Origin of the sequence: Rhodococcus sp. AH-ZY2, from assembly GCF_030916465.1 — a bacterium.
Taxonomy (GTDB): Bacteria; Actinomycetota; Actinomycetes; order Mycobacteriales; family Mycobacteriaceae; genus Rhodococcus; species Rhodococcus ruber.
Genome location: NZ_CP126458.1, coordinates 1347862 through 1372398, shown reverse-complemented (window position 1 = coordinate 1372398; position 24537 = coordinate 1347862). Strand labels below are relative to the sequence as shown.

Here is a 24537-nt window from a genome sequence, read left to right as displayed (position 1 = left end):
CTCCGCCGCCTCAGCAGGTCGCGTTCTCGGCGGGCACCGACAGCGGCTCCGAGGCGGCTGTTGCCGGGGCGCTGGTCACCGCGGCGACAGCCAGCGCCCCACCGGGTGGCAGATCCGCCCAGCTGATTCCGTACACCTCCTCATCGCCCGGCTGGGCGGCCAGCGAGACCTCGGCGCTCGCGCCGACCGCGCCGGAACATCTGTCGTAGACGTTCAGCGCCCAGGTCACGGTGCCGACACGTGCCGCGGAGTCGAGGTGTACGTCGACGCGGACGGCGCACATGCGTCCGGGCGCGCACTCGCCGTTGGCGAAGGTGGCGGTGACCAGCCTGATCGGTCCCGCGCTTGCCGGCGCACCGACCTGGACCGGTCCGGGGGCCGTCGTGCCTGCGCTTGCTGCCGGCTCGTCTCGACCGCCCACGGGTTCGGGCGGCGGAGGCGAGACCGGCTCGATCCGGTTCGGCTCCGCCGTATCCACCGGGTTGAGGACGGCATCCCAGCCGCGGCGCAGCTCCGCCCACACCCGCGGTGCCGCCCACAGCGTCCCGACGAGAATCAGGAGTGCGACGAGACCGAGAACCCCCTGCCGTCGCGACGGCCGTCTCCGCCGGCGATGCCACCCACTGCCGGCCGGTGGATACCAGCCGGCCGGTGCGAGGGACGTTCCGGCCCCGCTGCCCGGGCCCCGCGGTGCAGCCGCCCGCGCCACCACCGGATCGTCCGGAACGCGGCGCCCCGCCACCACCGCGACGAGCGCGGCGAGCTGGCTCCGCACCCGGGACTCCTCGGCCGGGTCGCGGTCGGCTGCGACCACGCGACGAACCCGGTGCATCAGGTCCTCGAGATCTGTTGCTTCGCCGATCGATTCGCTCACCCGGTCGGCCCATTCCGGACAGCGGCAGCTCGTCACGATGCTGCCGAGCAGCCTCGCCACCGACTCGTCGGCTGCGTGCCCGTCCGTCGCGCTCCCGTTCCATGCGATCGTGAGCCGTCCGGTCTCGGACACCGTCACGGCGTCGTCCCGCAGCCGGCTCGGACCGCCGCGCTGACGGCGTTCGACCCGGCAGATCAGATCGTCGACGAGCAGTGCGGTCTGCGCTCGGGTCAGCGCGGCCACCGCGAGAAGACGCCGGAGCGTCACACCGTCGCCACGAGTCTCGTCGCCGAGGACGGACGGGTCCCATCGGGGCTCGACAGGCTCACGCCTTCTCCCCGGGAGCTCTGTCACCGCTTCGCTCATCGTGCACCCCGAACCGCTGCGCCGCCCGTACAGGTCTCAACCGGGACGGGCGACGGTGAACCATGACTTGGGATTGGTCGTTGTCGAGTTCCACTACCCCTGGGGTCTCCATTCAACTCCGACTCGCGCTGGCGGACATGCTGTTTACTCATCCGAGACCCGGTCGGTCCCGTCCACCGACTGCATGCGGGCTGTATGTCCGACCGGTCGTCCGCCGGGCGGGCACACGCGTTCGCTCCCGATCCGCGCAGCCCGCCCGAAACGGGCACCGCGTCGCGTCCCGGACCGGTGGCGGCATCCCATTCCCCGTTCCACTGCGCACGTCTGCGACCGGCCCGCGGCGGCTAGCCTCGAACCATGATGCTGGCGAACGCCTGCGAGCTGTATCGGGGCACAGGTCTCGTCGGCCAGCCCGCGGCCACCGTCAGCAGCCTGGCCTTCGTGGTCGCCGGCCTCGCGGTCCTCGCACGCCGGGGCACGGCGAGCGTCACCTACGGCCTGCTCGTCGTCGCGGTCGGCGCCGGATCCCTCGTCGCGCACGGACCGAACCCACCGTGGCAGGCGTACGCACACGACCTCCCGCTTGCGACACTGCTCGCCTACGTCGCCGTCGACGCCGCCTCCGACCGGTTCGGCTCCCGGCTGTCGCCGTGGTGGTGGCGCGTCGTTCCGCTGCTGATGGTTCCCGTCGTGGCCGCCGGGCCGTCGGTCTCCACCGGCGTGCAGGCGCTGCTGGCCGTCGTCGCAGTCGGACTCGCGCTCGACCGCGCCCGCATCCGTCCGGACCTGCGGCGGTCGACGATCGTCGCGGCACTGCTCCTCGCGTCCGGTGCCGTGCTGGGCACCCTCGGCGACCGGACGTCGCTCTGCCGGCCGAGCAGTATCCTTCAGGGCCACGCGCTGTGGCATCTTCTCGCCGCGGCCGGACTGTTTCGGCTCGCCCCCGCCATCGGCTCCACCGGGACCGTCACGGCACAGCGCATGCCCTCGCGGCCGGAAAGCGCCTGAGGGTGCGGCCACTGCCGGGACGAACCGAAGCCGGGTCGACCGACCCGGGAAAGGGTGGCCTGCCCGGACTGTCGGCGCCTGCACGACGTGGAGCGTCGCGTCGTTCCCGAGCCGAGTCACCGGCACACGGCCTCGACAGGCACCCGACGCGAGACCGCCGAGCAGCAGTGACCCCGGCTCGCTGCAGCCGCGAGGCGGGGCCGGAATCGGACATCCGACCGGCAGCGTCGGGGCGATCGTCAGGCCGTCCCTCGCTGCCGAGCGCGTCGCATGTCTACCCGCTTCCCCGAGACGGGGGTGCCCTCCTCGAGGAGCAGTGCCCACGCACGACCGCCGTGACACGAGGCCGTTGTTCCGTCGGCGTAGACGACTCGCCACCAGGGAATGTTGTCGTCGAGCATGCCCATCGCTCGGCCCACTTGCCGTGGACCTGCCCCGATTCTCCTGCCGATGTCTCCGTAGGAGGCCACCGAGCCCGGAGGGATGGCGAGGACTGCCTCACGGACAGCGTCGATCATGCTCATCGATATTCGGGTGCGCTACAGCTTGGTGAGTGCATCGCCCTTGTGCATCGCGATGTGCTCGGTCTTGTCGCTCTTGATCTCGTACTGAGGGTGACTTTCACTGCACCGCCGAGTACGTCCCTTGAACTCCACGTCCTCGGTGTGCTTCTTGACGATGACGCCCTCGACGTATCCGGCTTCGGAGTTCCACCGGACATGGTCACCGACGGAGAAATCGCTCGCCACAGCCCCTCCCTGGTCTGGATGCTGGTTCTGGGGATGCTACCCGGTGCACGGTTTCGGCGACGGCATCACAAGGTCACCGCCTCTCGCCGGCAACCTCCCCGCGAGCGCGGTTCGCGCACCGGATCACCGGGTCGCGTGCAGGTTCCGGGCGGTCGGCGAGGTCTCGACCGTGGCCGGGTCCGGCTCGGTGCCGAGAATCCGGTCGGCGGTGCCGGCGGTGGTGACGGTGAACCAGTAGTGCTCGTTCTTGAAATGGTGGTGCCGGTGATGGCGCCACACCGCGCGGTAGGGCCGCGAGCCGGGGCGGTAGTCCGTGTGGATGAGGTAGTGCATCCACTCGTAGGTCAGGCCCAGGACACCGAGCGTCACCAGGAATGTCAGTCCCAGTCCGGGCCGGGGGAAGACCAGCCACGCGACGAGGACGAGCACCGGCAGCAGCCACGCCAGGGTCTGCCAGGGGATGAAGACCAGCGGCACGTCGCGCGGATCGCTGTGGTGTTCGCGATGCTTGCGGGCCAGCAGCGAGTCGAGCGTCAGCCCACCGATCCGGCGCGGCCGCCAGTGCAGGATGCCGACGTGGATGACCCACTCCACCAGCGGGAACACCAGCAGGGCGACCAGCGGGACCAGCGCGTCGGTGACCTGCCAGTCGCCGGCGAGTATCCGTGCGACGACCGCAGCAGCGAGCAACCCGCCGATCATCCACGGCGACGGGTGCCGCATGAACTCGACGGCGGCGTCCCGCAGGCCGATCGAGGCGCGACGGCCCCGTCCCTCGGTCCGATTCGTGCTCATGTCCGGTTCCTCGCCTCTCCGTGTTCGGCCTGGTCGATGGCGGTGGTCAGGGCCGACGTGCCCAGGTCGAGCAGTTCGCCGGCGGCGTGCTCGGCGCCGTCCTCGTCGCGCGCGACGATCGCGTCGGCGAGCCGTTCGTAGAGGTCGGCGCGCCCGACCTCGACGATCAGCACCCCGGCCATCGCGGTCATGGCCGGCTCGTACGCGTTGCGCAGGCTGTTGAAGATCAGCCGGAACGCGAGGGAGTCGGCGGCGTCGACGACGTGTTCCCAGAATTCGAGGGCGGCGACCTGCAGCGTGACGGGGTCGTCCCCCGCGGCGAGGCGTGCCACGGACTCGCGCAATCGGGGTTGCGTCTCGTCCGTCGCGCGGGTGGCCGCGAGGCGGGCGACCTGACGGCCGATGAGTTGCCTGGCTTCGAGGACGCTGCGGACGACACCCCAGTCGGGCCGACCGTCGCGCACGAGCAGCCGCGGCAGCAGTTCCGGCCCGGCCTGGGTGCGGAAATCGCGCACCGAGGTCGCCTCCCCCTGGCGCACCTCCACCAGCCCGGCGTGCGCGAGCCGAGAGAGGGCTTCTCGCACAGCGGGTCTCGACACTCCGAACGCCTCGGCGAGGTGGCGTTCGCTCGGCAGCGACGCCCCGGCGGCGAGGTCGCCGCCGAGCACCCGGGCGGCGATCTGGTCGTACACCTCGCCGGAGGCGGACTTGCGGGCGATCGGCTCGAACATCACGACCCGACCGTAAGCCCCCATCCGGACAGAGGTCAAGTGGTAAGACCAGTTCCCACCACCGTCGGGAGTGGCCGAATGTCACACCGCTTCGGTCAGACCGACGCGGTGTGACATTCGGCCGCCCCGAGCGGTCAGCTGAAGCCCATCACCTGGTCGCCCCACACCTCGCGCAGTATCTTGTCGGGGTCCGGGACGAGGGTGTCGGTGTTGTCGATCAGGAGGGTCATGCGCTTGTCGGTGTCGTACGGCGCCCAGTGCCGGGATCCGTCCAGGGCGGCCGGCACGCCGTGGTGCGCGAAGGCCAGCCAGCGACGCTGGATCCGGCCCGAGATCGTCGTCGCAGCCTTGCGCCCGCCGAGCCAGAACGTGGGATCGCGATCGAGCGTCCCGAAATTGCCGAAGACGTAGGGCAGTTCGGTGGCATGGCCGGCACCGATCCGTGCCGCCTTGAGCATCGGGGTCGCATGGTCGAACCGGTACACCCACGTCGGCGAGTGGGCGCTGTGCGCGTCGGCGATCCACACCACCGGCATCCGGAACCCCGCGTCCCGCGAAAGAGCCATCGCCCCGGACGTTTTCGTGACATCCGGGTACGCGGAGATGATCTCCGCGATGCGGTCGGGCGGCAACTCCGGGTGGTCCTCGGCGAGGGCGTCGAGCATCGCCTGCACGGAGGCGTCGCTCACCGGCATCAACGGCGACTTCATGAAGCGGAAGATCGACGGCTCGTCCTTGTTGGAGCCGATGATCAGGGGGATCCGGTGCGCGAGCCCCTTCTGGAACGCCGCCACCGGATACTTCGGCACCAGGTCGCGATCGACCACGGGCGCCATCGCGAGCGTGCCGGGGAACTTCGTGGGGATCTCGCCGACGAGCACGTCCCCCGCATCGGTCAGCGCCTCGTGCGGCATGTCCCGCAGCGCCCACACCCGCGCCGGGGTGAGGTCGAGGATCTCGAGGTACCGCTCGGCGACCCGCGCAGCCCGCTCGGACCCGTACGCCGACGTCGCCGGCGGGCTCTGCGCGATGGCCCGGTGGAACAAACCCTCGGCGCGGGGCACGGTCATCAGTGTGGTCAGCGACCCGCCACCCGACGACTCGCCGAACACGGTGACCCGGTCGGGGTCGCCTCCGAACGCGGAGATGCAGTCGCGGACCCACTCGAGCGCGGCGATCTGATCGCGCAGCCCCACATTGGATTCGAAGGTGGTCCCGGCGGTCGAGAACGACGAGAAGTCGAGGAACCCGAGCGCGCCGAGCCGGTAGTTGACCGTCACCACGACGACGTCGCCGCGCTCGGCGAGCAACCGTCCGTCGTAGATCCGCTGACCCGAGTAACCGAGGACGTAGGCGCCGCCGTGGATCCACACCATCACCGGCCGGGGCTCCCCGTCCGGCTCCGGCGCCCAGATGTTCAACGAGAGGCAGTCCTCACCGATCGTCAGCCCCGGATCGATGGGGATCGGGTTGTTGCGTCCCTGCGGCGCGATGGGCCCGAAGCGCCGCGCGTCGAGCACGTCGGTCCACGGCTCCGGCGGTTCGGGGGCGCGGAACCGGAGGTCGCCGGACGCCGGCGCGGCGTACGGGACTCCCTTCCACGTGTAGACGGAGCCGTCGCGGTAGCCGCGTACGTCGCCGTACTTGCAGCCGACGATGAGCGTCTCGGCGTCCACGGTTCCTCCCGAACGAACGGTCTCGGGCCAAGGTACCAACAACAGACAGGTTGCATGCGGAGCCCGGTGGCCCGGGCGGCGGAGGCGGTCTGCGCCGAGTGCTATCGTCGGCTCCGTAGACACGGGGTGCTCCGCACATGCGCGGGGCTGAGATCACACCCGTCGAACCTGATCAGGTAATGCTGACGAAGGGATGTCCTGGCATGACCATGCCTGCCCGCGCGTCGGTCCCGGCAGGGACCGACCGCTTCACCGATCTGCTGTGGGACCGGACCAAGGTCCTGCGCGAGGCCATCGACGACCTCGAGTTCCTGCGCCGCCTCGGCGACGGGACGCTGCCGCTCGACGCGTTCCGCTTCTACATCGAGCAGGACGCCCTGTACCTCGCCGGGTACGCCAAGGCACTCGCCCTGCTCGCGGCGAAGGCCCCGGACCCGGGCACCGCCGCGTTCTGGGCGAACAGCGCGGCCACGGCCGCCACCGAGGAATCCGCCCTGCACCGGGGTCTGCTGACCGGTGGCGTCCTGCCGCCCGCCGAGGACACCCCCGCGCACTCGCCCGCTTGCCTCGGCTACGTCTCCTATCTCACCGCCACCGTCGCCACCGACCCGTATCCGGTGGGCGCCGCCGCGGTACTCCCCTGTTTCTGGATCTACGCCGAGGTCGGCCGCGACCTCGCCGTCCGCGCCGCCGACGTGCTCGCCGCGGATCCCGCCCACCCCTACGCCCAGTGGGTCACCACCTACGACGCGCCCGAGTTCCATGCCGCGGTCGCCGGCGCCCGTGACCTCGTCGACGCCGCGGCGGCAGCCGCCACCGACGCCGAGCGCGACGCCATGGCCGAGGCGTTCACCATCGCCACCCGCTACGAGCTGCTGTTCTGGGACACCGCGCTCAACACCCAGGAGTGGCCGGCCTCATGACCACGCTCCCCCGGCTGCGCCGCCGGTTCACCGTCCTGGCCGCCGTCACCGCCGCGCTGCTGCTCACCGCGTCCTGCGCCGGGAACGGCGACGAGTCCGGCGACACCATCCGATTCGCCCTGGACTGGACGCCGAACACCAACCACACCGGCCTGTACGTCGCCCAGCAGGAGGGCCTGTTCGCCGACGCCGGTCTCGACGTCGAGTTCCTGCCCTACAACAACACCACCCCGGACACCCTCGTCGACGCCGGCAACGCCGAGTTCGGCATCTCCACGCAGGCGCAGGCGACGTTCTCCCGGGCGGCCGGCTCGCGCACCGTCTCGGTGCTCGCGCCGCTGCAGCACTGGGCGACCGGCATCGCCGTCAAGGCGGACCGCGCCGACCTGACCCGGCCCGCGGACCTCGACTCCCGCACCTATGCGGGCTTCGGCGACCCGGGCGACGAGGAGACGCTCGCCCAGGTGATCCGCAACGACGGCGGGCGCGGCGACTTCACCTCGGTCACCCTCGGCACCTCCGCGTACGAGGCCGTGTACTCCGGCACCGCCGACTTCACCGTCTCCTACCTGGCATGGGAGGGCATCGAGGCCGAGCACCGCGGGCTGCCGATGCGCTACTTCCGCTACACCGACTACGGGTTCCCCGACGCCTACGCGATCGTGGTCGACGGCAACGAGGACTGGCTGGCCGAACACCCGGACCAGGCCCGGGCCTTCGTGCAGGCCGTCCAGCGGGGCTACGAGATCGCCGCGCAGGACCCCGACCGCGGCGCTCGCGCGCTGATCGAGGCGAACCCGGGGGCCTTCTCCGACGAGGACCTCGTCTACGAGAGCCAGCGGATGCTGTCGACCGACTACCTGCGCGACGAGAACGGCCGCGTCGGCACCCTCACCCTCGAGCGATGGACCGGGTACTCCCGGTTCCTGTTCGAGAAGGGCCTGCTCTCCGGTCCCGACGGCGCACCGTTGACCACCGAGCCGGACTGGTCGACCCACTTCACCGATGACTACCTCACCCCCTGACCCCACCCGCAATTCCTGGGCGCGGCGCGTGGCCCCGGCCGCGCTGACCGTCGCCGCGCTGGCCCTCGGCTGGCAGCTGTACGTGGCGGTCAGCGGCATCCGCCCGCAGGTGCTGCCCTCCCCCGCCCGGGTCCTCGAGCAGGGGTGGGCGCACCGCACCGACATCGCCGGTCACGCCTGGTCGACGCTGCAGGTCACGCTCGTCGGCTTCGCGGTGTCCCTGGCGGTCGCCTGGGCGCTGGCGATCGTCGTGGACTTCTCGCCGTGGCTGCGCCGGGCCCTGGTGCCGCTGTTCGTGGTGTCGCAGACCCTGCCGATCATCGCGATCGCGCCACTGATGATCATCTGGTTCGGATTCGGGCTGCTGCCGAAGATCCTGGTGATCGCGCTCGCCACGTTCTTCCCCATGGCGATCGGCCTGATCGAGGGCTTCGCGGCCGCGGACCGGGAGGCGGGGGCGCTGCTGCGCAGCATGGGCGCCTCGCGTCGGCAGGAGTTCCGGTACGTGCGGCTCCCGTCGGCGCTGCCCCGATTCTTCACGGCGCTGCGCATCGGGGTCACCTACGCCGTGGTCGGCGCGGTCTTCGCCGAGTACGTCGGCGCCACGTCGGGACTCGGGATCTACATGAGCACCCAGAAGAACTCGTTCCGGACCGATCTGGTACTCGCGGCGGTGCTCGTCACCGCGGTGCTCTCCCTCGCGTTGTACCTGCTCACCTATGCCGCCGAGCGGGTGGTGGCCCCGTGGGCGCTGGCGACGAGGAGCCTGCGGTGAACGCCGTCGCCGTCACCGGCGTGCACAAGGCGTTCGATGGGCGCACCGTCCTCGACGGCGCCGAGTTCGCGGTGGCCGACGGCGAGTTCGTCTCGCTCATCGGCCCGAGCGGCTGCGGCAAGTCCACCCTGTTCGGGCTGGTCGCCGGCCTCGACGTGCCCGACACCGGCGCCGTCACGGTCGCCGGTCGGCCGGCCGCACCGGGACGCGCCGCGCTGATGCCGCAGAAGGATCTGCTGTTCCCGTGGCGCAGCGTGCTCGACAACTGCGCGCTCGGCCTCGAGGTCCAGGGCACGCCCCGCGGTGAGGCGCGGGACCGGGCACGAAAGTTGTTCCCCGCCTTCGGTCTCGCCGGGTTCGAGGAGGCCGCGCCGCGGCAGCTCTCGGGTGGGATGCGGCAGCGTGCGGCACTCGCGCGGACCGTCCTGCAGGGCCGCGACGTGCTGCTGCTGGACGAACCGTTCGGCGCCCTGGATTCGCTGACCCGCACCGAGATGCAGTTGTGGCTGCAGCAGGTGTGGCAGCGCGACCGCTGGACGGTGCTGATGATCACCCACGACGTGCGGGAGGCGCTGCTGCTGTCGGATCGGGTGCTGGTGCTCACGCCCCGCCCGGCGCGGGTGTGCCACGAGGTGTCGGTGCCGCTGCCGCGCCCCCGGGGCCTGGACGCGCTGACGTCTCCGGAGTTCGTGGCGCTCGAAGGCGAACTCGTCGACGTCCTACACAGCACGGGCGCGCGGGGTTCGACACCCCAGGACCCGCGCAGCTCGTCGCTGCGGGACTGACACCGCTCACGAAATATCTAGTGCGAGTTCGAGTTCCGTGAGGGCGTCCTCGAGATGTCCCAGCAGTCGCTGCAGTGCGGGGACGGTGCGGCGGCACCCGACCACGCCGAAGTCGACGGTGTCCGCGGTGTTGGTCAGCGTGATGTTGAGCGCCTGACCGCTGAGCACGACCGACACGGGATAGATGCCGTCGAGCCGGGATCCACCCCGGTACACCGGTTCCCGCGGTCCCGGCACGTTGGAGATGATGAGGTTGAACGGCGGCGGCGCCAGGGCGACCGCGCCCGAGATCGGCGCCAGCGCGAGTCCGGCGATGTTGAGCGCCGACCACACCGTCGCCTGCAGCGGCGTCATCCCGCCGAACAGGGTCTTGCCCTCCGCCATCGAATCGCTGACCGTCGACAGCCGGGTGAGCGGATCCTCGAGATGGGTGCCGAGGTTGCACAGCGTGACCCCGACGCTGTTGCCACCCGAGTCCGACTCGGGGGTGTCCTTCGCGCGCAGCGACACCGGGACCATCGCGATCAACGGGGTCTCCGGCAGCGCCTGCCGCTCGAGGAGATAGGCGCGGATGGCGCCGGCGCACATCGCGACGACGACGTCGTTGCTCGACACGCCGGCCGCGCACCGCACCCGTGTGATGCGTGCGCGGCTCCAGGACTGCGCCGCGAAGCGCCGCGTCCCGTCGATCGGGACGTTGAACATCGATCGCGGGGCCTCGTACGGCAGTGCGACGCGGCGGCCGCCGAGCACGGTCCGCGCGATCCGCAGCGCCACGGGCGCCGCGCCGAGCACGTCGCCGGCCACGGAGCGCACCGTACCGACGGTCGACGTCCGCGCGTGCGTCCCGGATCCGTTCCCGGATCGGGGGCGGGGCGGCAGGTGCCACGGCGCCGGGAAGTCGCGCGCGCTCGGGTCGGTGGTGTAGGTGCGCCGCAACAGCCGCAGCCCCGAGACCCCGTCGAGCAGCGCGTGGTGCATCTTCGTGTAGACGGCGAACCGGCCGTCGGCGAGTCCTTCGATCAGGTACGCCTCCCACAGGGGCCGGTGCCGGTCGAGCAGCCCGCTGTGCAGGCGGGAGACGAGGGTGAACAGCTCGCGGATCCGGCCCGGTGCCGGCAGCGCCGAGTGCCGGACGTGGTACTCGAGGTCGATCTCGTCGTCGACGGTCCACCAGGTGTAGCCGAGGCTCGACACCGGATCGGCCGGTCGCTTGCGGAACAGCTCGTCGACGTGCGCGTCGGCGACGAGCCGGTTGTAGAGGTCGGTGACGTACCCCGGGCCGGCGTCGGGCGGCGGGGTGAACAGTTCCAGCGAACCGAAGTGCATCGGGCGCTCCCGCGACTCGGCGAGCAGGAACATCGAGTCCGTCACCGGCATGTACCCCACGGGGACTGCCCCCTTTCGTCCGCCGTCGCACGCTGGGATGGATCGTACGTCGGTCCCGCGCATGCCGTACCGAATAGATAACAGAAGGGCCCGCGACCTGCGGAAATCACGATGCCCGGTCTCCATCGAGTCACGGTGCTTCGCCCCGGCGGATCGTCGTCGTACTGTCGATCAACCGACCCGGACGAACGTTGCGAAAGCCACGGCGGACGGGCCGCGGAGGACAAGCCGGAGCCGACGAGCGCAGCTCCGCCCGAGCGGACGAGGACGAGGAGGTTCCGGTGACGAGCACCGCGTCGAACCATCCGTCGTTGTCGTATCCGCCCGTACCGCGGCCGGTGCTGCGACGTGAGATCGCCGGGGTGAGCATTCCGTCCCAGGCGCTGACCTTCTCGGTGCGCAGCACCGTCAAGCCGGTCATCGACGCGTGGGCACGCGCCCCGCACCTGCCCTGGCCGACCGGTGTGGTGGACCGCCTCGCGTTTCCCCTCAAGCCGGTCCCCGGCACGCACCGGCATGCGGTGCGGCTGCCGTCCTGCCGCGCCGAGTTCCTCGCCGCGCCGGGCGCCGACGGCTCCACCGCGATCCTGTACCTGCACGGCGGGGCGTTCCTGGTGTGCGGGCTGACCACCCACCGGCAGATGGTCTCCCGCATCTCGTCGGCAGCCGGGGCCCCCGTGCTCAGCGTCGCCTACCGCATGCTGCCGGGGCACCCGATCGAGAGCGCGGTCGAGGACGGCATCGAGGGGCTGCGGTGGCTGATCGCGCACGGCTACCCGGCCGAGCGGATCGTGGTGGCCGGCGACTCGGCGGGTGGATTCCTCACCTTCCAGGTCACGCTCGAGGCGCTGCGGCTGGGCCTCGGCCGTCCGGCCGGCAACGTGGCGCTCTCGCCGCTGACCGACCTCGACACCCGCGGCAAGCTCGCGCATCCCAATTCGTATCGGTGCGCCCTGTTCCCGCGCCGCGCCGTTCCGGCCCTGGCCGACGTGATCGCCCGCATCGACGCCGCCGCCGGCGGGCCTGGTCCGCGCGCGGTGTCCCCGGTCGACGCCGACCTGACCGCCATGCCGCCCACCCTCATCCAGACCGGTTCGGAGGAGATGACGTACGTCGACGCCGAGCTGATGGCCGCGCGTCTCGCGGGCGCGGGTGTGCACTGCGAACTGCAGGTGTGGGAGCGGCAGGTGCACGTGTTCCAGGCCGCGGCGGGCATCGTGCCCGAGGCGGGACGGGCCGTCGCGTCGATCGGGGTGTTCGTCCGCAGCCTGCGCTGACGGGTCGGCTGCCCGCAGCCTGCGCCGACGGCGACCCGGGCGGCCGGATGTTCCGGGCCCGCCACCGAGTGATGCTGCCCGCCCGGCGACTGTCGGTCCCCCCGGCTAGTGTCGTCACACGGTCCCGCGACAGCGGAAAAGGGGGTGGATCGTGACCGACACCGAGAGCCGATTCGACCGCGACGTCGACCGGTCCTGGAACGAGTTCCGGGCACGTCTCGCCGACCACGTGGCGGCGATGAGCGACGGCGACGGGCTGGTCCTCGAGCCACTCGTCGAGGAGGACACCGGCCCGGCCGGACCGTGCGTGCAGTTCTACGCGTGGGGTGAGGGCCAGGTTCGGTGCGAGGTGCCGTCCAATGCCCACCTCGACCCCGATCGTCGTCTCGGCCCGGGCGACGAGGCGTTGCTCGCCGAGCTCGGCTGGCGCGCACCGTCCCGGGGACCCGACGACCCGGAGGACGGCGGGTCGCCCGCCTACTGGATGGACCGGCCCGCGGCGTGGGCGGACCAGCTCGCGGCCGTCGCGGTGACGGCGCTGCGGCGGGTGTGGGGGGTGCCGCATCCGCTGTTCCTGCGCACCGACACGTTCGGCACCGGCCGGGCCGACTTCGAGCTACCCCCGCCGGCCGAGGAGATCCCGCCGCAGGCTGCGCTCCCCCTCGCCGTCCAGACGGCGGGCGAGGAGCACGTACGCGAGCTGATCGAGTCGACACTGCGCGAGCGGATCGGCGACGTCCCGCTGTGGGACGAGGACGGCGACCTGGCGTTGCGGGTCGCGGGGATGGTCGTGTTCGTCGGTGTCGGACCGCACGAGCGCACCGTCGACGTGTTCGCCCCGATCGTCCACCAGATCACCGGACGTACCCGCGCCGCCGAGGTCGTCGCGGACCTCAATCGGCGGTGGCCGCACCTGAAGTTCGTGCTGGTCGAGGACCGGGTGGCGGTGGCGGCACACCTGCCCGCGTCGCCGTTCGTGCCGGCCCACCTGCTGGTCACGCTCGACCTGGTCGCGCAGTTCCTCGAGGGACTGGACGAGGGGTTCGGCACCCGTCTCGGCGGCGAGCTGCTGCACGAGATCGACCACGACGGTGTGCCGCCGCCCGCGGACGAGCTGCCGCCGTGGACGGCGGAGTCCGAGGCGGATCTTCCGTTGACGCTGCTGGCACTGCGCGACTTCCATCTCGACGGACAGGTGGCGGTCGAGCCCCGCACGGTGGCCCGCATGGCCGACGACGAACCGGACCAGCTGCTGCGCTTCCTGCGGATGAGCGTGGACGCGCAGGTGTGCTGGCAGGCCGAGGCGATGGGACGCGCCGCGGCCGGGGACGGCGCCGGTACCGCACGGGCCGAGGCGAAGGCGCAGGAGTGGGAATCGACCTGCCGGTCGCTCACGGCGGCGATGCGGCTGCTCGTGCCCCCGGCCGGCACCACCGGGAAACGCCGGCGCCGGCGCCGGTCGTCCCCGCCCGAGCAGATCGAGCTGTTCGAGAATCCGGACGAGCCGACCCTGTTCGACGAACTTTCCGACTGAGCACCTCACGCCGGCCTTCCGTTTCCGAGGGTCGGGCCGTGCCCGGGACGGCTCAGGGCGTGGTCGCCTCGAGGTGCTTCAGCACGGCGAGGACGCGCCGGTGGTCCTCGGGTTCGGGGTGCAGACCCAGCTTGAGGAAGATCGCCCGGACGTGCGCCTCGACGGTGCGTTCCCCGAGGAACAGGGCCGCCCCGATCGCCCGGTTCGAGCGGCCCTCGGCCATGAGCGCGAGGACCTCGCGTTCGCGGGTGGACAGCGTGTCGATGGGACGGCTGTCGCGGTGCGGGCGGGCCACCAGCCGGCTCACCACGCTGGGGTCGATGGCCGAACCGCCCCCGGCGACCCGGTGCAGGGTGTCGACGAACTCGTCGATGTCGGAGACCCGATCCTTGAGCAGGTAGCCCAAGCCGGCGGCCCCGTCGGCGAGCAGGTTCATGACGTGGTCGGTTTCCACGTACTGCGACAGCAGCACCACCGCGGTGTCGGGGTGGTCGGCTCGGATGGTCGCGGCGGCACCGATGCCCTCGGTGGTGTGGGTCGGGGGCATCCGGATGTCGACGACGGCGACGTCGGGACGTTCGTCGGCGACGAGAGCGAGCAGGGTGGCGGCGTCACCGGCCTCGCCGACGACGTCGATCCCCTCGTCGCACAGCAGCCGGGAGATGCCCTCGCGCAGGAGTACGGAGTCGTCGGCGAGCACCACCCGCAGGGGTGCCGCACTGTCGCCGCGCCGTGCGGCGCGCCGCGTCGCGGCCACCTGGGTCGGTGCCGCGGCGTCCACCGCCACCGTGCGGGCCAGCGTGTCGTCGCCCGCCGCACCGGGAACCGGGGTGGGGACGGTGGCCGTGGCCTCGGTGGCGAGGGCATCGCGGGCGGCGGCGGTGAGTTCCCGGCAGGTGCCGTAGCGGTCGTTGCGGTCCTTCGCGAGCGCGCGCGCGACGACGGAGTCGAACGCGGTCGGCAGGTCGGGCCGGGCCTCGCTCGGCCGGGGTATCGGGCTGCGGACGTGCCCGTGCCACAGCTTGGGCAGGGTGTCACCGGAATACGGGGGCCGGCCGGTGAGCAGGTGGTAGAGGGTGCAGCCGAGCGAGTAGATGTCGGTGCGGTGGTCGAGCGCGACGGTGGTGTCGAACTGCTCGGGTGCGGCGTTCTGCAGACTGCCGACGAACGTCCCCGTGCGGGTGAGCCCACTCGCCTCGTCGAGGGCCTTGGCGATGCCGAAGTCGGTGAGCAGCACCCGTTCGGGCTCGCCCGGACCGGCGGGCTCGGCGAGCAGGATGTTCGTCGGTTTCACGTCGCGGTGCAGCACCCCGGCCTGGTGCGCATAGTCCAGGGCCTTGCCGATCTCGCAGACGATGTGCACTGCCCGCTCGGGTGGGACGGGGCCGTGCCGGAGCAACGCGGCGGCGGTGGTGCCGGGGACGTACTGCATCGCGATCCAGAGCCGGCCGTCCTCGCAGCCGCGGTCGTAGACCTGGACGATGTTGGCGTGTTCGAGCCGCGCGGCGTGGTCGGCCTCGAGTTCGAAGCGGGCCCTGACGCTGTCGTCGGCGGTCAGGACCGGGTGGAGCAGTTTGAGGGCTACCTTGCGTGGCAGGTGCGGGTGCTGCGCGAGGTAGATCGACCCCATGCCGCCCGCGCCGAGCAGCCGTTCGATGGTGTATCCGGCAAACACCGAACCCGGCCCGGGAGCCCCGTTCCCGTTCACCGCCACCACCTCCCGAAGCGGCCCGTCTCCTCTATTCAACCCCTCGGGGATCGTCGGCGGAACCGAGGCCGAATCCCAGATGTTCGAACAGTGCCAGCACGGTGGTCGGCCGGGACCCGAAGCGGGATGCTGAGAGCGAGGATCGGAGGCCTCGTCGTGAGTCGTCGAACATTGCCGGCGGTCGTCGCCGTGACCACCCTGCTGGTTGTCGGGGTGGCGGTGGTGTCGGTCGATTGGCCGGGCGGTCCGCCCGCGGGACCGGCGGAGCTGATCGCGTTTCTCGCGGTGGGCGTCGCCTTCGTCGCGGCGGGCGTCGTCGCGTGGCAGAGCCGGCCGGACGACAACACGGGACGGCTGATGGTGCTGGCCGGATTGTTGTGGCTGGTGAAGGGGGGCGCCGCGGCCCGCAACCCGGTGGTCTTCACCGTCGGGGCAGCGCTGACGGTGATGTACCTGCCGGTGTTGATCCACGTACTGCTCGGCTTTCCGACGGGACGACTGACCCGCAGGTGGGAACGGTGGTTCGTGGGTGGCTGCTACGTGTACTTCCTGGCCTCGGTGCTGCTCGACCTGATGTTCTACAACCCCTCCGTGATGATCGGCACCGACCGCTTCACCGCACCCAACCTCCTGCTGGTCCGGGACGATCCGACGATCTTCGCGGCGCTGCAGCTCGTGTTCGGAGCGGTGGCCATCGGCATCAGTGTGGTCGTGATCGGCGTGCTGCTGGCCCGGTGGCGGTCGGGCTCTCCGGCCTATCGGGCCGCGTTCGCACCCCTGTGGATCGCGGGGATCCTGGGGTTCGCCACGGTCATCGGCACCGGGCTGGTCACGGCGCGCTCGTCCGGCGTGGGGAACGTGTGGACGGCCTACGTGGGCTACCTGGCGACCGCGCTGTTTCCGATCGCGGTGCTGGTGGGGTTGTGGCGTTACCGGGTGGCCCGCGGGGCGGTCAGCGACGTGATGGTCGAGGTCGGTGCGGCCCCGCTCGGGGAGGAGTTCGTCCACGCGCTGCGCAAGGCGCTGCGCGACCCCGGTCTGGTCCTGTGGTCGTGGTCGCCGCGGTCGAACAGCTACCTCGACGCGCACGGGGACCCGCAGCGCCTGCCCGGCGGCGGCGACCCCCGTGCGGCGACCGTCCTGGAACGCGACGGCGTCCCGGTCGGGGCGCTCGTGTACGACCGGTCGCTGCGGCATCAGCCGCAACTGCTCGCGGCGGTGCGCAGCGCGGCGACCCTCGCGCTGGACAACCAGCGGCTCCAGTTCGAGTTGCAGGCTCAGCTCGCCGAGGTCCGCCGGTCCCGGGAGCGGATCGTCGCCGCCGGGGACGCGCAGCGGCGGCGACTCGAACGCAACCTGCACGACGGTGCGCAGCAACGCCTGGTCGCTGCGACGATCCTGTTGCGGCGCGCGCAGCGGACGTCCCAGCCGGAGCGCAAGCAGGAGTTGCTCACCGAGGGCACGGCCGAACTGGACTCGGCGCTGGTGGAGCTGCGGGAACTGGCCCGGGGCGTCTATCCGCCGGTGCTGCAGGAACACGGTCTCGCCGCCGCGCTGACCGCTCTGGCCGAGCGTGCTCCGCTGCCGGTGGAGATCGTCGACACCCTGACCGGGCGAGCTCCCGCGTCGATCGAACTCGCCGCCTACTTCATCGCCGCCGAGGCGGTCGCCAATGCCACCAAGCACTCCGGCGCCACGCACATCGAGATCGACCTCCGCCGGGACGGCGGGATGCTGCGGATGGTCGTCACCGACGACGGGTGCGGCGGTGCGACGCTGACTGCCGGCGGCGGTTTGAGCGGACTGAGCGACCGCGCCGCGGCCCTCGGTGGGGTGCTCGGGGTGCACAGTCCCCCGGGGGGCGGGACGACCCTGACGCTGTCGCTTCCCCTCACCGCCGGGACATCCGGGGAGCCGTCATGAACCTGCGGGTGGTGCTCGCCGACGACTCCGCGGTGCTCCGCGAGGGCATCGCCGGCCTGCTGCGCGACGAGGGAATCGAGGTGGTCGGCCAGGCCGCGGACGGGCAGGGTCTGCTGCACCTGGTGGAAGAGCACCATCCGGACCTGGCCGTGGTCGACATCCGGATGCCGCCCACCCACACCACCGAGGGCATCGACGCCGCCCTCACCGTTCGCCGGTGCTTCCCGGGCACCGCCGTGCTGCTGCTGTCCCAGTACGTCGAAACCGAGAACGTCATGAACGTCTTCGCCGGCGGGACCGCCGGCCTGGGATATCTGCTCAAGGACCGCCTCTCCGACATCGACGGGTTCCTCGGGTCGCTGCACCGCGTCGCGGCGGGCGGAACGGCACTCGATCCCGACGTGGCCGGCCGGTTGATCTCCCGGCCGCACCGCGACCGGGGGGCCCTCGACGAGCTGTCCCCCCGGGAGCGGGAGGTCCTCACCCTCGTGGTCGAAGGCTGTTCGAACCGGATGATCGGAGCCGCCCTGGCCCTCGGGGAACGCTCCGTGGACGTGCTCGTGCGTGCCGTCTTCGACAAGCTCGGTCTGCCACCCGAGCCCGACGACCACCACCGTGTCCGGGCGGTGCTCGGCTACCTCGGCCCCACGGTCCGCAGCTGATCTCGCCAGGTCTGCCGACCCGTCCGCGACCTGGCATGATCGGGTGTCGTGACATCGACGGTGAAGCTGCGTGAACTGGCCGAACGATTCGGGATCGCCACCACGTACGTGGGGTGGGATCAGCAGGACCACTACGCGAGCGACGACACGCTGCGCCGGGTCCTGGCCTCCCTGGGGGTGCCCGCCGGCACCGAGGCGGAGATCGACGCCGCCCTCGCGGATGTGCCGAATCAGCCGTGGCGGCGGATGCTGCCGCCCGCGCTGGTCGTCGTGCAGGGCGAGGAGCACACCTTCCCCGTGCACGTGGCCCACGGTGATCCCGTGCGGGTGCAGGTGCGCACCGAGGACGGCGACGTCGTCGACGTCGCGCAGCGGGACGTGTGGGTCGATCCCCGGGAGGTCGACGGCCGGCTCGTCGGCCGCGCGACGTTCGCCGTGCCGGATCTGCCGCTCGGGTGGCACACCCTGCACGCCCGCAGCAACGACACCGAGGCCGAGGCCACCCTGGTGGTGACGCCCGCCCGCCTCGCCACCGCCGACCGGCTCCTCGAGCGACGTCGCCGCGGCCTGGCCACGCAGTTGTACTCGGTGCGGTCGACGCGGTCGTGGGGCGTCGGCGACTTCGCGGACCTCGCGGACCTGGCGGCGATCACCGCCTCCGTGCACGGGGGTGACTTCGTGCTCGTCAATCCCGTCCACGCGGGCGAGCCGGAGCCGCCGCTCGAGCCGTCGCCGTACCTGCCGAGTTCACGGCGGTTCGTGCACCCGATCTACCTGCGCGTGGAGAACATCCGGGAGGCGGCGTTCCTGCCGCGCAAGCACCGCAAGACGCTCGAGGCGTACACCGGGAAGTTCGCCAAGTCGAACCGCAAGGACAAGCGCATCGACCGCGACACCGCGTACCGGGCCAAGCTGGAGGTGCTCGGGCACGTGTTCCGGGTGCCGCGCAGCCCGGCACGGCAGGCGCAGTTCGATGCGTTCCGCGCCGCGGGTGGCGACGCGCTGACCGACTTCGCGTTGTGGTGCGCCCTCGGCGAGAAGTTCGGTGAGCGCAGCACTCGCTGGCAGACCCTGGCGGCGACCCCGGACGAGCCGTACGTCACGCGCCAGCGGACCAAGCTGGCCGAGCGCATCGAGTTCCACTGCTGGCTGCAGTGGCTGTGCGACGAGCAGCTCGCCGAGGCACAGGCCACAGCGCGCGCGGCCGGCATGGACATCGGGATCGTGCACGACCTGGCGGTGGGTGTCCGGCCCGACGGCGCGGATGCCTGGACACTCGGCGACGCGCTCATCCGCGACATGACCGTCGGGGCGCCGCCGGACGACTTCAACCGGCAGGGTCAGGACTGGACCCAGCCGCCCTGGCATCCGGTCCGGCTCGCCGAGCTCGGCTACCGACCGTACCGCGACGTGGTGCGCACCGCGCTGCGCCACGCCGGGGGCCTGCGCGTGGACCACATCCTGGGCCTGTTCCGTACCTGGTGGATTCCCGAGGGCTGCACGCCCGATCAGGGCACGTACGTCAAGTACGACCACGACGCCTTCATCGGGATCCTGGCGCTCGAGGCGCACCGGGCGGGCGCCGTGCTGATCGGCGAGGACCTCGGCGTGTTCGAGGGCTGGGTGCAGGAGTACCTGTCGCGCCGCGGCATCGCCGGGACGTCGATCCTGTGGTTCGAGCGGGACGGCGACGATCCGCGGCCCCCGGAGAGCTACCGCAGGCTGTGCCTGACGTCGGTCACCACGCACGACCTGCCGCCGACGGCGGGTTTCCTTGCCGGAGAACACATCACGCTGCGTTCCGAACTGGGCCTGCTGGAGCGGGACCTGGAGACCGAGGCCGCCGACGCGGCCGCCGAACGCGACGCCGTGCTGGCGGCGCTGCGGGAGCGCGGACTGCTCGACGCGGACGCCGACGAGCAGCGCATCGTCGAGGCGCTGCACCGGTTCGTCGCCGCGAGCCCGTCGGCGCTGATCGGGGTGTCGCTGGCCGACGCCGTCGGGGAGCGACGCAGCCAGAATCAGCCGGGCACGTCCGACGAGTACCCCAACTGGCGGATCCCGCTGGCCGACGAGAACGGCCGGACCGTGCTGCTCGAGGACCTGCCCGGCAACGCGCGGTTCGCGGCCCTGCTCGCCGCGGCGGCCCCCGAGTCGTCCGCCGACAAGGCCTGAACGCCTCGGGCCGGCTGCCGGGGATCCGGCAGCCGGCCGAGCGTCACTTCGCGTACATGCTCTCGATGTCGGCGGCGAACCGCTCGGTCACGACGTTGCGCTTGATCTTCAGCGTCGGCGTCAGCTCACCGGTCTCCTCGGTGAGGTCCCGGTCGAGGACGACGAACTTCTTGATGGCCTCGGCGTGCGAGACCATGGAGTTGGCGTCGTCGACGATGGACTGCAGCGCGTCGTGCAGGGCCGGGTCGCGGCGCAGGTCGGCGATGGTGGCCGTGGGGGGCTTTCCGTTCTCGGCCTTCCAGTTGTCGAGCACCTCGGGGTCGACGGTGAGCAGCGCGGTGATGTAGCTGCGCCCGTCGCCGATGACGACGGCCTGCGAGACGAGCGTGTGCGAGCGCATCCGGTCCTCGAGCGGACCCGGGGAGACGTTCTTGCCGCCGGCGGTGATGATGAGGTCCTTCTTGCGGCCGGTGATGCTCACGTAGCCGTCCTCGTCGATCTCGCCGAGGTCGCCGGTGCGGAACCAGCCGTCGTGGAAGGCCTCGGCGGTGGCCTTCTCGTTGCGCCAGTAGCCCTGGAACACGACCCCGCCGCGCAGCTCGATCTCGCCGTCGTCGGCGATGCGGGTGCTGTTGCCGCCCATCGGTTGTCCGACGGTGCCGATCTTCTGGGCGCCGGGGACGTTCACGCTGTGCGCGGCGGTGCTCTCGGTCAGGCCGTAGCCCTCGTAGATCGGGACGCCGACGCCGCGGAAGAAGTGGCCGAGGCGGGGGCTCAGGGCGCCGCCACCGGAGATCGCGAACCAGCACTCGCCGCCCATCGCCTGCCGCAGCTTGGTGTAGACGAGCTTGTCGGCCATGTTGCGCTTGGCCTTGAGCGCGAACGACGGACCGCCCCGGTCGAGCGACTCGCTGTAGGCAATGGCGGTCTCCTCGGCGAACGCGAAGATCGCCGCGTTGAACCGGCCGCCGGCCGCGGCCTTGCGGGCCGCCGCGTCGCGCACCTTCTCGAAGACGCGCGGCACGCCGAGGATCGTGTTCGGGGCGTACCGCTCGAACTGGGCGGAGATGGTGCCGAAGTCCGACCAGTGCGCCTGCGCCGCACCACCTTCGAAGACGGCCAGCGACACGGCCCGGGCCAGCACGTGCGCGAGCGGCAGGAAGGTCAGGACCCGGCTGCCCGGCTTGGCGACCTCACCGATCGACGCGGTGAGGATGCCGCGGACCTCGCTGTAGAAGTTGCGGTGGGTGAGCATGCAGCCCTTGGGCCGGCCGGTGGTGCCCGAGGTGTACACGAGCGAGGCGAGGTCGTCGGCGCGGATGCCGTCGAGGCGGGCCTGCAGGGTCGCGTCGTCGACGCCGGCGCCCTCGGCGATCATCGTCTCCACCGCACCGCCGTCGATCCGCAGGGTGCGGCGCAACGTGTCCGGCATGTCGACGAACAGCGCTTCGTGGCGTGCGGTCTCGACGACGGCGATGCCGGCCTCGGAATCCTGCAGGATCCAGCGGATCTGCTCGGTGGACGAGGAGTCGTAGATCGGCACGGTGGCGGCGCCGGCGGCCCAGATGGCGTAGTCGAACAGCGCCCACTCGTAGCGGGTGGCCGAGAGCAGGGCGACCCGGTCGCCGGGCTGCACGCCCGCCGCGATGAGGCCCTTGGCGACCCCCGAGACCTGCTCGGCGAACTGCCGGGCGGTGACGGCGACCCAGTCCTCGCCCTCGGGGCGGGAGTACATCACGCGGTGCGGCGTCTTCTCCGCGTGCGTGAAGACCGTGCGGACGACCGATTCGTCGTCGCCGACGGTGAACTGGGCGGGGGTGGTGTACTCACGCACGAGCGTCTCCCTCGTTGTGGTCGGGGTGGGCAGTGGACCGGTGTTCCACTCCCTGGCGGAATCGGCGCAGCATGTCGACGAACCGGTCGATGTCGTCCCGGTCCCAGCCGGTCAGCGCCGCGCGGATCTCGTCGTGGCGTCCGGCGACGGTGCGGGCGAGGATCTCGCGGCCCCGGTCGGTGAGCCGGAGGGGATGGCCGAGCCGGGTGGGTCCGGCCTCGGCGTGGACCCAGCCGGCGTCGATGCAGCTGCGCAGTTGACGGGAGACGGTGGACCGATTCACGCTGAACGCATCCGAGATGTCGGTGGCTCGGCAGCCCGGGTTGCGGTCGATGAAGCCGAGCATCGAATGCTGCGCCAGGGACAGCACGTCGTCGTGGGCGCGCTCCCCCGCTGTGAGATGGCGAACCAGGTACACGAACTCGTCGTAGACCTCGGATACACCGGTCGCTGCGGACTGCGCCGCAACCTCCCGTTTGTGTTGCACGACGCAACTGTAAGCCCTGTGCCGCTCGACACCCCAATCGCCTCTACCCGCGGCGCCGCACATTCGACTCGACGCCCCGATCGAGCACCCTGTCGCCGGCGCCGTCGACGAGCCGCACCGTCGCCGGCACCAGGCCCCGGCCGCGGTCGTCGAGACGCACGTCGTCAATCGCATCGGTGCCGCTCAGGGCGTCGCCGGGACGCCTCGGACGCCGGAAGCGCACCTCGCGCAGACCCGTCCGGCGACGACGCGCCGGCACCCGTAGGCGGCCGCCACGCTCGGGCGCCGGGCGACGGCCCGGGTGTGGATCCCGCCGACGATGAGCCCGCCGACATGCCGCCCTCCGCGGCCGCGCGAGCGGTGCGGAACCACCGGGGGTCCCAGCCGGCCCCGGCCGCACCACCGACCGCGGATTCGCCCGAACCGCCGGTGCGGCCGGCCCGGGTCGGGTACAGATGATGCGACAGGACTCTCCCTCGCGTGAGGAGTTCCCATGGCCGTACGCGCTCCGTCGACGGCCGGGCGCGGCCGTCGCCTGACCACCGTGCTCGTCGGCGTGCTCGCGGCAGCGCACGCCCTGGCGATGCCGACGGTCACTGCGGCGCAGCAACCCGTCGGGTCCTGCGCGTGGCAGTTCCGGTCCGATGCGACCGTGCTGGACATCGCGTTCCCCGACGCCGCCGCCACCTACTGGGTGCTGCCGTACGCGCTGACCCCCGGCGACAGCATCGAACTGCACGGCACGTATCCGGCGGCGCGGTACTTCTCGCTCAACACCTACGGAACGAACTTCGACACCGTCGACACCCTGCGCGACGCGCAGATCGCACCCGACCCGGGCAGCGGCAATCCGTTCGCGGACGCGGCTGCCGAGGCGCTGCCCCCGTCGGCGCGGCGCTGGAGCGCGACCGTCGTCACCGGTCCGGCCGACCCCGCCCGCAACGAGATCGCCGCGCTCCCCACCGGGTCGCCCACCGCACCGGTCGGATTCCTCATCATCCGGGTGTACGTGCCCGACGACCCGGCCTCCGCGTCCGGCGGGGTTCCCCTGCCGGACGTGACCCTGCACCAGGGCGGGCGCGCCGTGCCGGTACCCACGTGCACCGCCGAGTTCGACCCCGCCGACTACGGCAGCGGACCGGTCGAGCGCGCCGCCGAGGCGGCCGTCGACCGCATCGTCGAGAGCGCCGCCTCGGGCGCCTTCCCCGGTGACGTTCCCGAGACCACGTTCGTCAGCCCCGCCACCACGTCCGGTTTGTTTCCCAACGGCGACAACAAGTACATCGGCACCGTCCTGACCTACCAGCCGGGCCGCATCGCCGTCGTGCGGGGCAAGGCCCCCACGTTCCCCGACACCCGCGCCGGCGAACCGGTCACCACACCGGGCCGTCAGGTGCGGTACTGGTCGATGTGCCAGAACGACCAGGTCACCCCGTACCCGGTCGTCGCGTGCGCAGCCGACTTCGAGACGGCCGTCGACGCGGAGGGCTGGTTCACCTACGTCGTCGCCGCGCCCGAGGACGTGCCCGCCCGCGCCACGGCCGATCCGACGGTGACGGTCCTGCCGTGGGGCTCGACCGAGGTCCCGAAGAAGACCCTGCTCTACCGGAACATGCTCCCGTCCGACGAGTTCCTGCCGCAGTCGGTGCAGTCCGCGCAGGGCGGCGATCCGGCCGCCACGATGGGGCCCTACTACCCCCGAGGGGCCTACTGCGAGACCTCCACCTTCGAGGCCGGCGGAGTCGCGGCCTGCCTGCCCGGACAGTGAGGCCGCTGGGGTCCGCGGCGATACGCCCGATTCCGAGACGCCGCGCCGCCCCGGCAATAACCTGTGTGACACC

Annotated in this window: 21 protein-coding genes and 1 riboswitch; of the genes, 11 read left to right on the top strand and 10 right to left on the bottom strand. The window is 71.8% G+C overall.

From position 1 onward, the window contains the following. Positions 1-10: 10 nt before the first annotated feature. A complete protein-coding gene (locus tag QNA09_RS07370) occupies positions 11-1141 on the bottom strand; it encodes a hypothetical protein (RefSeq protein ID WP_010595817.1) in 1131 nt (376 codons plus the stop codon). 456 nt (positions 1142-1597) lie between these two features. Between QNA09_RS07370 and QNA09_RS07365 the strand changes: the two genes are divergently transcribed. Beyond that, positions 1598-2248 carry a hypothetical protein gene (locus tag QNA09_RS07365; RefSeq protein WP_010595816.1) on the top strand — a complete coding sequence of 217 codons (651 nt, stop codon included), beginning with the start codon at positions 1598-1600 and terminating at the stop codon, positions 2246-2248. A gap of 239 nt (positions 2249-2487) precedes the next feature. Here QNA09_RS07365 and QNA09_RS07360 read toward each other — a convergent pair whose 3' ends face one another. From QNA09_RS07360 to QNA09_RS07340, 5 genes are all read right to left on the bottom strand, one after another. Beyond that, on the bottom strand, positions 2488-2766 hold the full coding sequence (locus QNA09_RS07360) for an MGMT family protein (RefSeq protein WP_225222916.1): 279 nt from the start codon (positions 2764-2766) through the stop codon (positions 2488-2490). A gap of 21 nt (positions 2767-2787) precedes the next feature. Next, positions 2788-2997 (bottom strand): DUF2945 domain-containing protein, encoded by a 210-nt coding sequence (locus QNA09_RS07355; RefSeq protein WP_010595814.1) that lies wholly within the window; start codon positions 2995-2997, stop codon positions 2788-2790. A 123-nt stretch (positions 2998-3120) separates the two neighbouring features. Then, entirely contained in the window at positions 3121-3792 is a 672-nt protein-coding gene (locus QNA09_RS07350; protein WP_119699624.1) for a sterol desaturase family protein, read from the bottom strand. Beyond that, positions 3789-4523, bottom strand: coding sequence for a FadR/GntR family transcriptional regulator (locus QNA09_RS07345; RefSeq protein ID WP_064066354.1), 735 nt, complete (start codon positions 4521-4523; stop codon positions 3789-3791). Before QNA09_RS07345 ends, QNA09_RS07350 begins: the two co-directional genes overlap by 4 nt. A 134-nt stretch (positions 4524-4657) precedes the next feature. Further along, positions 4658-6199: a carboxylesterase/lipase family protein gene (locus tag QNA09_RS07340; RefSeq protein ID WP_010595811.1), complete on the bottom strand. Its 1542-nt coding sequence runs from the start codon at positions 6197-6199 to the stop codon at positions 4658-4660. Positions 6200-6311: 112 nt separating this feature from the next. Next, positions 6312-6410: riboswitch (TPP riboswitch) on the top strand. Between QNA09_RS07340 and QNA09_RS07335 the strand changes: the two genes are divergently transcribed. The 4 genes from QNA09_RS07335 (at position 6403) to QNA09_RS07320 (ending at position 9707) form a co-directional block, all read left to right on the top strand. Then, entirely contained in the window at positions 6403-7122 is a 720-nt protein-coding gene (locus tag QNA09_RS07335; protein WP_017680393.1) for a TenA family protein, read from the top strand. (Overlaps the previous riboswitch by 8 nt.) After that, positions 7119-8147 (top strand): ABC transporter substrate-binding protein, encoded by a 1029-nt coding sequence (locus QNA09_RS07330; protein ID WP_308072378.1) that lies wholly within the window; start codon positions 7119-7121, stop codon positions 8145-8147. The genes QNA09_RS07335 and QNA09_RS07330 overlap by 4 nt, the downstream gene beginning before the upstream one ends. After that, a complete protein-coding gene (locus QNA09_RS07325; protein ID WP_026137675.1) occupies positions 8128-8922 on the top strand; it encodes an ABC transporter permease in 795 nt (264 codons plus the stop codon). The genes QNA09_RS07330 and QNA09_RS07325 overlap by 20 nt, the downstream gene beginning before the upstream one ends. Further along, positions 8919-9707, top strand: coding sequence for an ABC transporter ATP-binding protein (locus tag QNA09_RS07320; protein ID WP_010595807.1), 789 nt, complete (start codon positions 8919-8921; stop codon positions 9705-9707). The genes QNA09_RS07325 and QNA09_RS07320 overlap by 4 nt, the downstream gene beginning before the upstream one ends. A gap of 6 nt (positions 9708-9713) precedes the next feature. Here the strand turns inward: QNA09_RS07320 and QNA09_RS07315 are convergent, their stop codons facing one another. Continuing rightward, positions 9714-11087, bottom strand: a complete 1374-nt coding sequence (locus QNA09_RS07315; protein WP_017680394.1) for a wax ester/triacylglycerol synthase family O-acyltransferase — start codon at positions 11085-11087, stop codon at positions 9714-9716. Positions 11088-11377: 290 nt separating this feature from the next. Between QNA09_RS07315 and QNA09_RS07310 the strand changes: the two genes are divergently transcribed. Then, positions 11378-12373 carry an alpha/beta hydrolase gene (locus tag QNA09_RS07310; protein WP_010595805.1) on the top strand — a complete coding sequence of 332 codons (996 nt, stop codon included), beginning with the start codon at positions 11378-11380 and terminating at the stop codon, positions 12371-12373. A 151-nt stretch (positions 12374-12524) separates the two neighbouring features. Next, positions 12525-13907, top strand: coding sequence for a hypothetical protein (locus tag QNA09_RS07305; protein ID WP_119699623.1), 1383 nt, complete (start codon positions 12525-12527; stop codon positions 13905-13907). Positions 13908-13959: 52 nt separating this feature from the next. Here the strand turns inward: QNA09_RS07305 and QNA09_RS07300 are convergent, their stop codons facing one another. Then, positions 13960-15624 carry a protein kinase gene (locus QNA09_RS07300; protein WP_010595803.1) on the bottom strand — a complete coding sequence of 555 codons (1665 nt, stop codon included), beginning with the start codon at positions 15622-15624 and terminating at the stop codon, positions 13960-13962. 147 nt (positions 15625-15771) lie between these two features. Here QNA09_RS07300 and QNA09_RS07295 point away from each other — a divergent pair, with 147 nt between their 5' ends. Genes QNA09_RS07295 through malQ form a run of 3 tightly spaced genes read left to right on the top strand, consistent with a single transcriptional unit; the run spans position 15772 to position 20375 of the window. Beyond that, a complete protein-coding gene (locus tag QNA09_RS07295; protein WP_228287166.1) occupies positions 15772-17538 on the top strand; it encodes a sensor histidine kinase in 1767 nt (588 codons plus the stop codon). Further along, a complete protein-coding gene (locus tag QNA09_RS07290) occupies positions 17535-18200 on the top strand; it encodes a response regulator transcription factor (RefSeq protein WP_010595801.1) in 666 nt (221 codons plus the stop codon). Before QNA09_RS07295 ends, QNA09_RS07290 begins: the two co-directional genes overlap by 4 nt. Positions 18201-18248: 48 nt before the next feature. Continuing rightward, complete coding sequence (malQ, locus tag QNA09_RS07285) at positions 18249-20375, top strand: 4-alpha-glucanotransferase (protein ID WP_119699622.1); 2127 nt, start codon at positions 18249-18251, stop codon at positions 20373-20375. Between the two features lie 43 nt (positions 20376-20418). Here the strand turns inward: malQ and QNA09_RS07280 are convergent, their stop codons facing one another. Both QNA09_RS07280 and QNA09_RS07275 read right to left on the bottom strand, forming a co-directional pair. After that, a complete protein-coding gene (locus tag QNA09_RS07280; RefSeq protein ID WP_119699621.1) occupies positions 20419-22209 on the bottom strand; it encodes a long-chain fatty acid--CoA ligase in 1791 nt (596 codons plus the stop codon). Next, the gene (locus QNA09_RS07275) at positions 22202-22696 is read right to left on the bottom strand and encodes a MarR family winged helix-turn-helix transcriptional regulator (protein WP_010595798.1); all 495 of its coding nucleotides are present in this window, start codon (positions 22694-22696) and stop codon (positions 22202-22204) included. Before QNA09_RS07275 ends, QNA09_RS07280 begins: the two co-directional genes overlap by 8 nt. 493 nt (positions 22697-23189) lie before the next feature. On the opposite strand from QNA09_RS07275, the gene QNA09_RS07270 reads away from it, so the two are divergent. Next, positions 23190-24464 carry a hypothetical protein gene (locus QNA09_RS07270; protein ID WP_119699620.1) on the top strand — a complete coding sequence of 425 codons (1275 nt, stop codon included), beginning with the start codon at positions 23190-23192 and terminating at the stop codon, positions 24462-24464. Positions 24465-24537: the final 73 nt, after the last annotated feature.

Bases quoted from the DNA above. Each gene is read 5' to 3' on its own strand.
- QNA09_RS07335 (WP_017680393.1), top strand. From the start codon at position 6,403: ATGACCATGCCTGCCCGCGCGTCGGTCCCGGCAGGGACCGACCGCTTC.
- QNA09_RS07330 (WP_308072378.1), top strand. From the start codon at position 7,119: ATGACCACGCTCCCCCGGCTGCGCCGCCGGTTCACCGTCCTGGCCGCC.
- QNA09_RS07365 (WP_010595816.1), top strand. From the start codon at position 1,598: ATGATGCTGGCGAACGCCTGCGAGCTGTATCGGGGCACAGGTCTCGTC.
- QNA09_RS07350 (WP_119699624.1), bottom strand. From the start codon at position 3,792: ATGAGCACGAATCGGACCGAGGGACGGGGCCGTCGCGCCTCGATCGGC.
- QNA09_RS07325 (WP_026137675.1), top strand. From the start codon at position 8,128: ATGACTACCTCACCCCCTGACCCCACCCGCAATTCCTGGGCGCGGCGC.
- QNA09_RS07315 (WP_017680394.1), bottom strand. From the start codon at position 11,087: ATGCCGGTGACGGACTCGATGTTCCTGCTCGCCGAGTCGCGGGAGCGC.
- QNA09_RS07345 (WP_064066354.1), bottom strand. From the start codon at position 4,523: ATGTTCGAGCCGATCGCCCGCAAGTCCGCCTCCGGCGAGGTGTACGAC.
- QNA09_RS07270 (WP_119699620.1), top strand. From the start codon at position 23,190: ATGGCCGTACGCGCTCCGTCGACGGCCGGGCGCGGCCGTCGCCTGACC.
- QNA09_RS07290 (WP_010595801.1), top strand. From the start codon at position 17,535: ATGAACCTGCGGGTGGTGCTCGCCGACGACTCCGCGGTGCTCCGCGAG.
- QNA09_RS07360 (WP_225222916.1), bottom strand. From the start codon at position 2,766: ATGATCGACGCTGTCCGTGAGGCAGTCCTCGCCATCCCTCCGGGCTCG.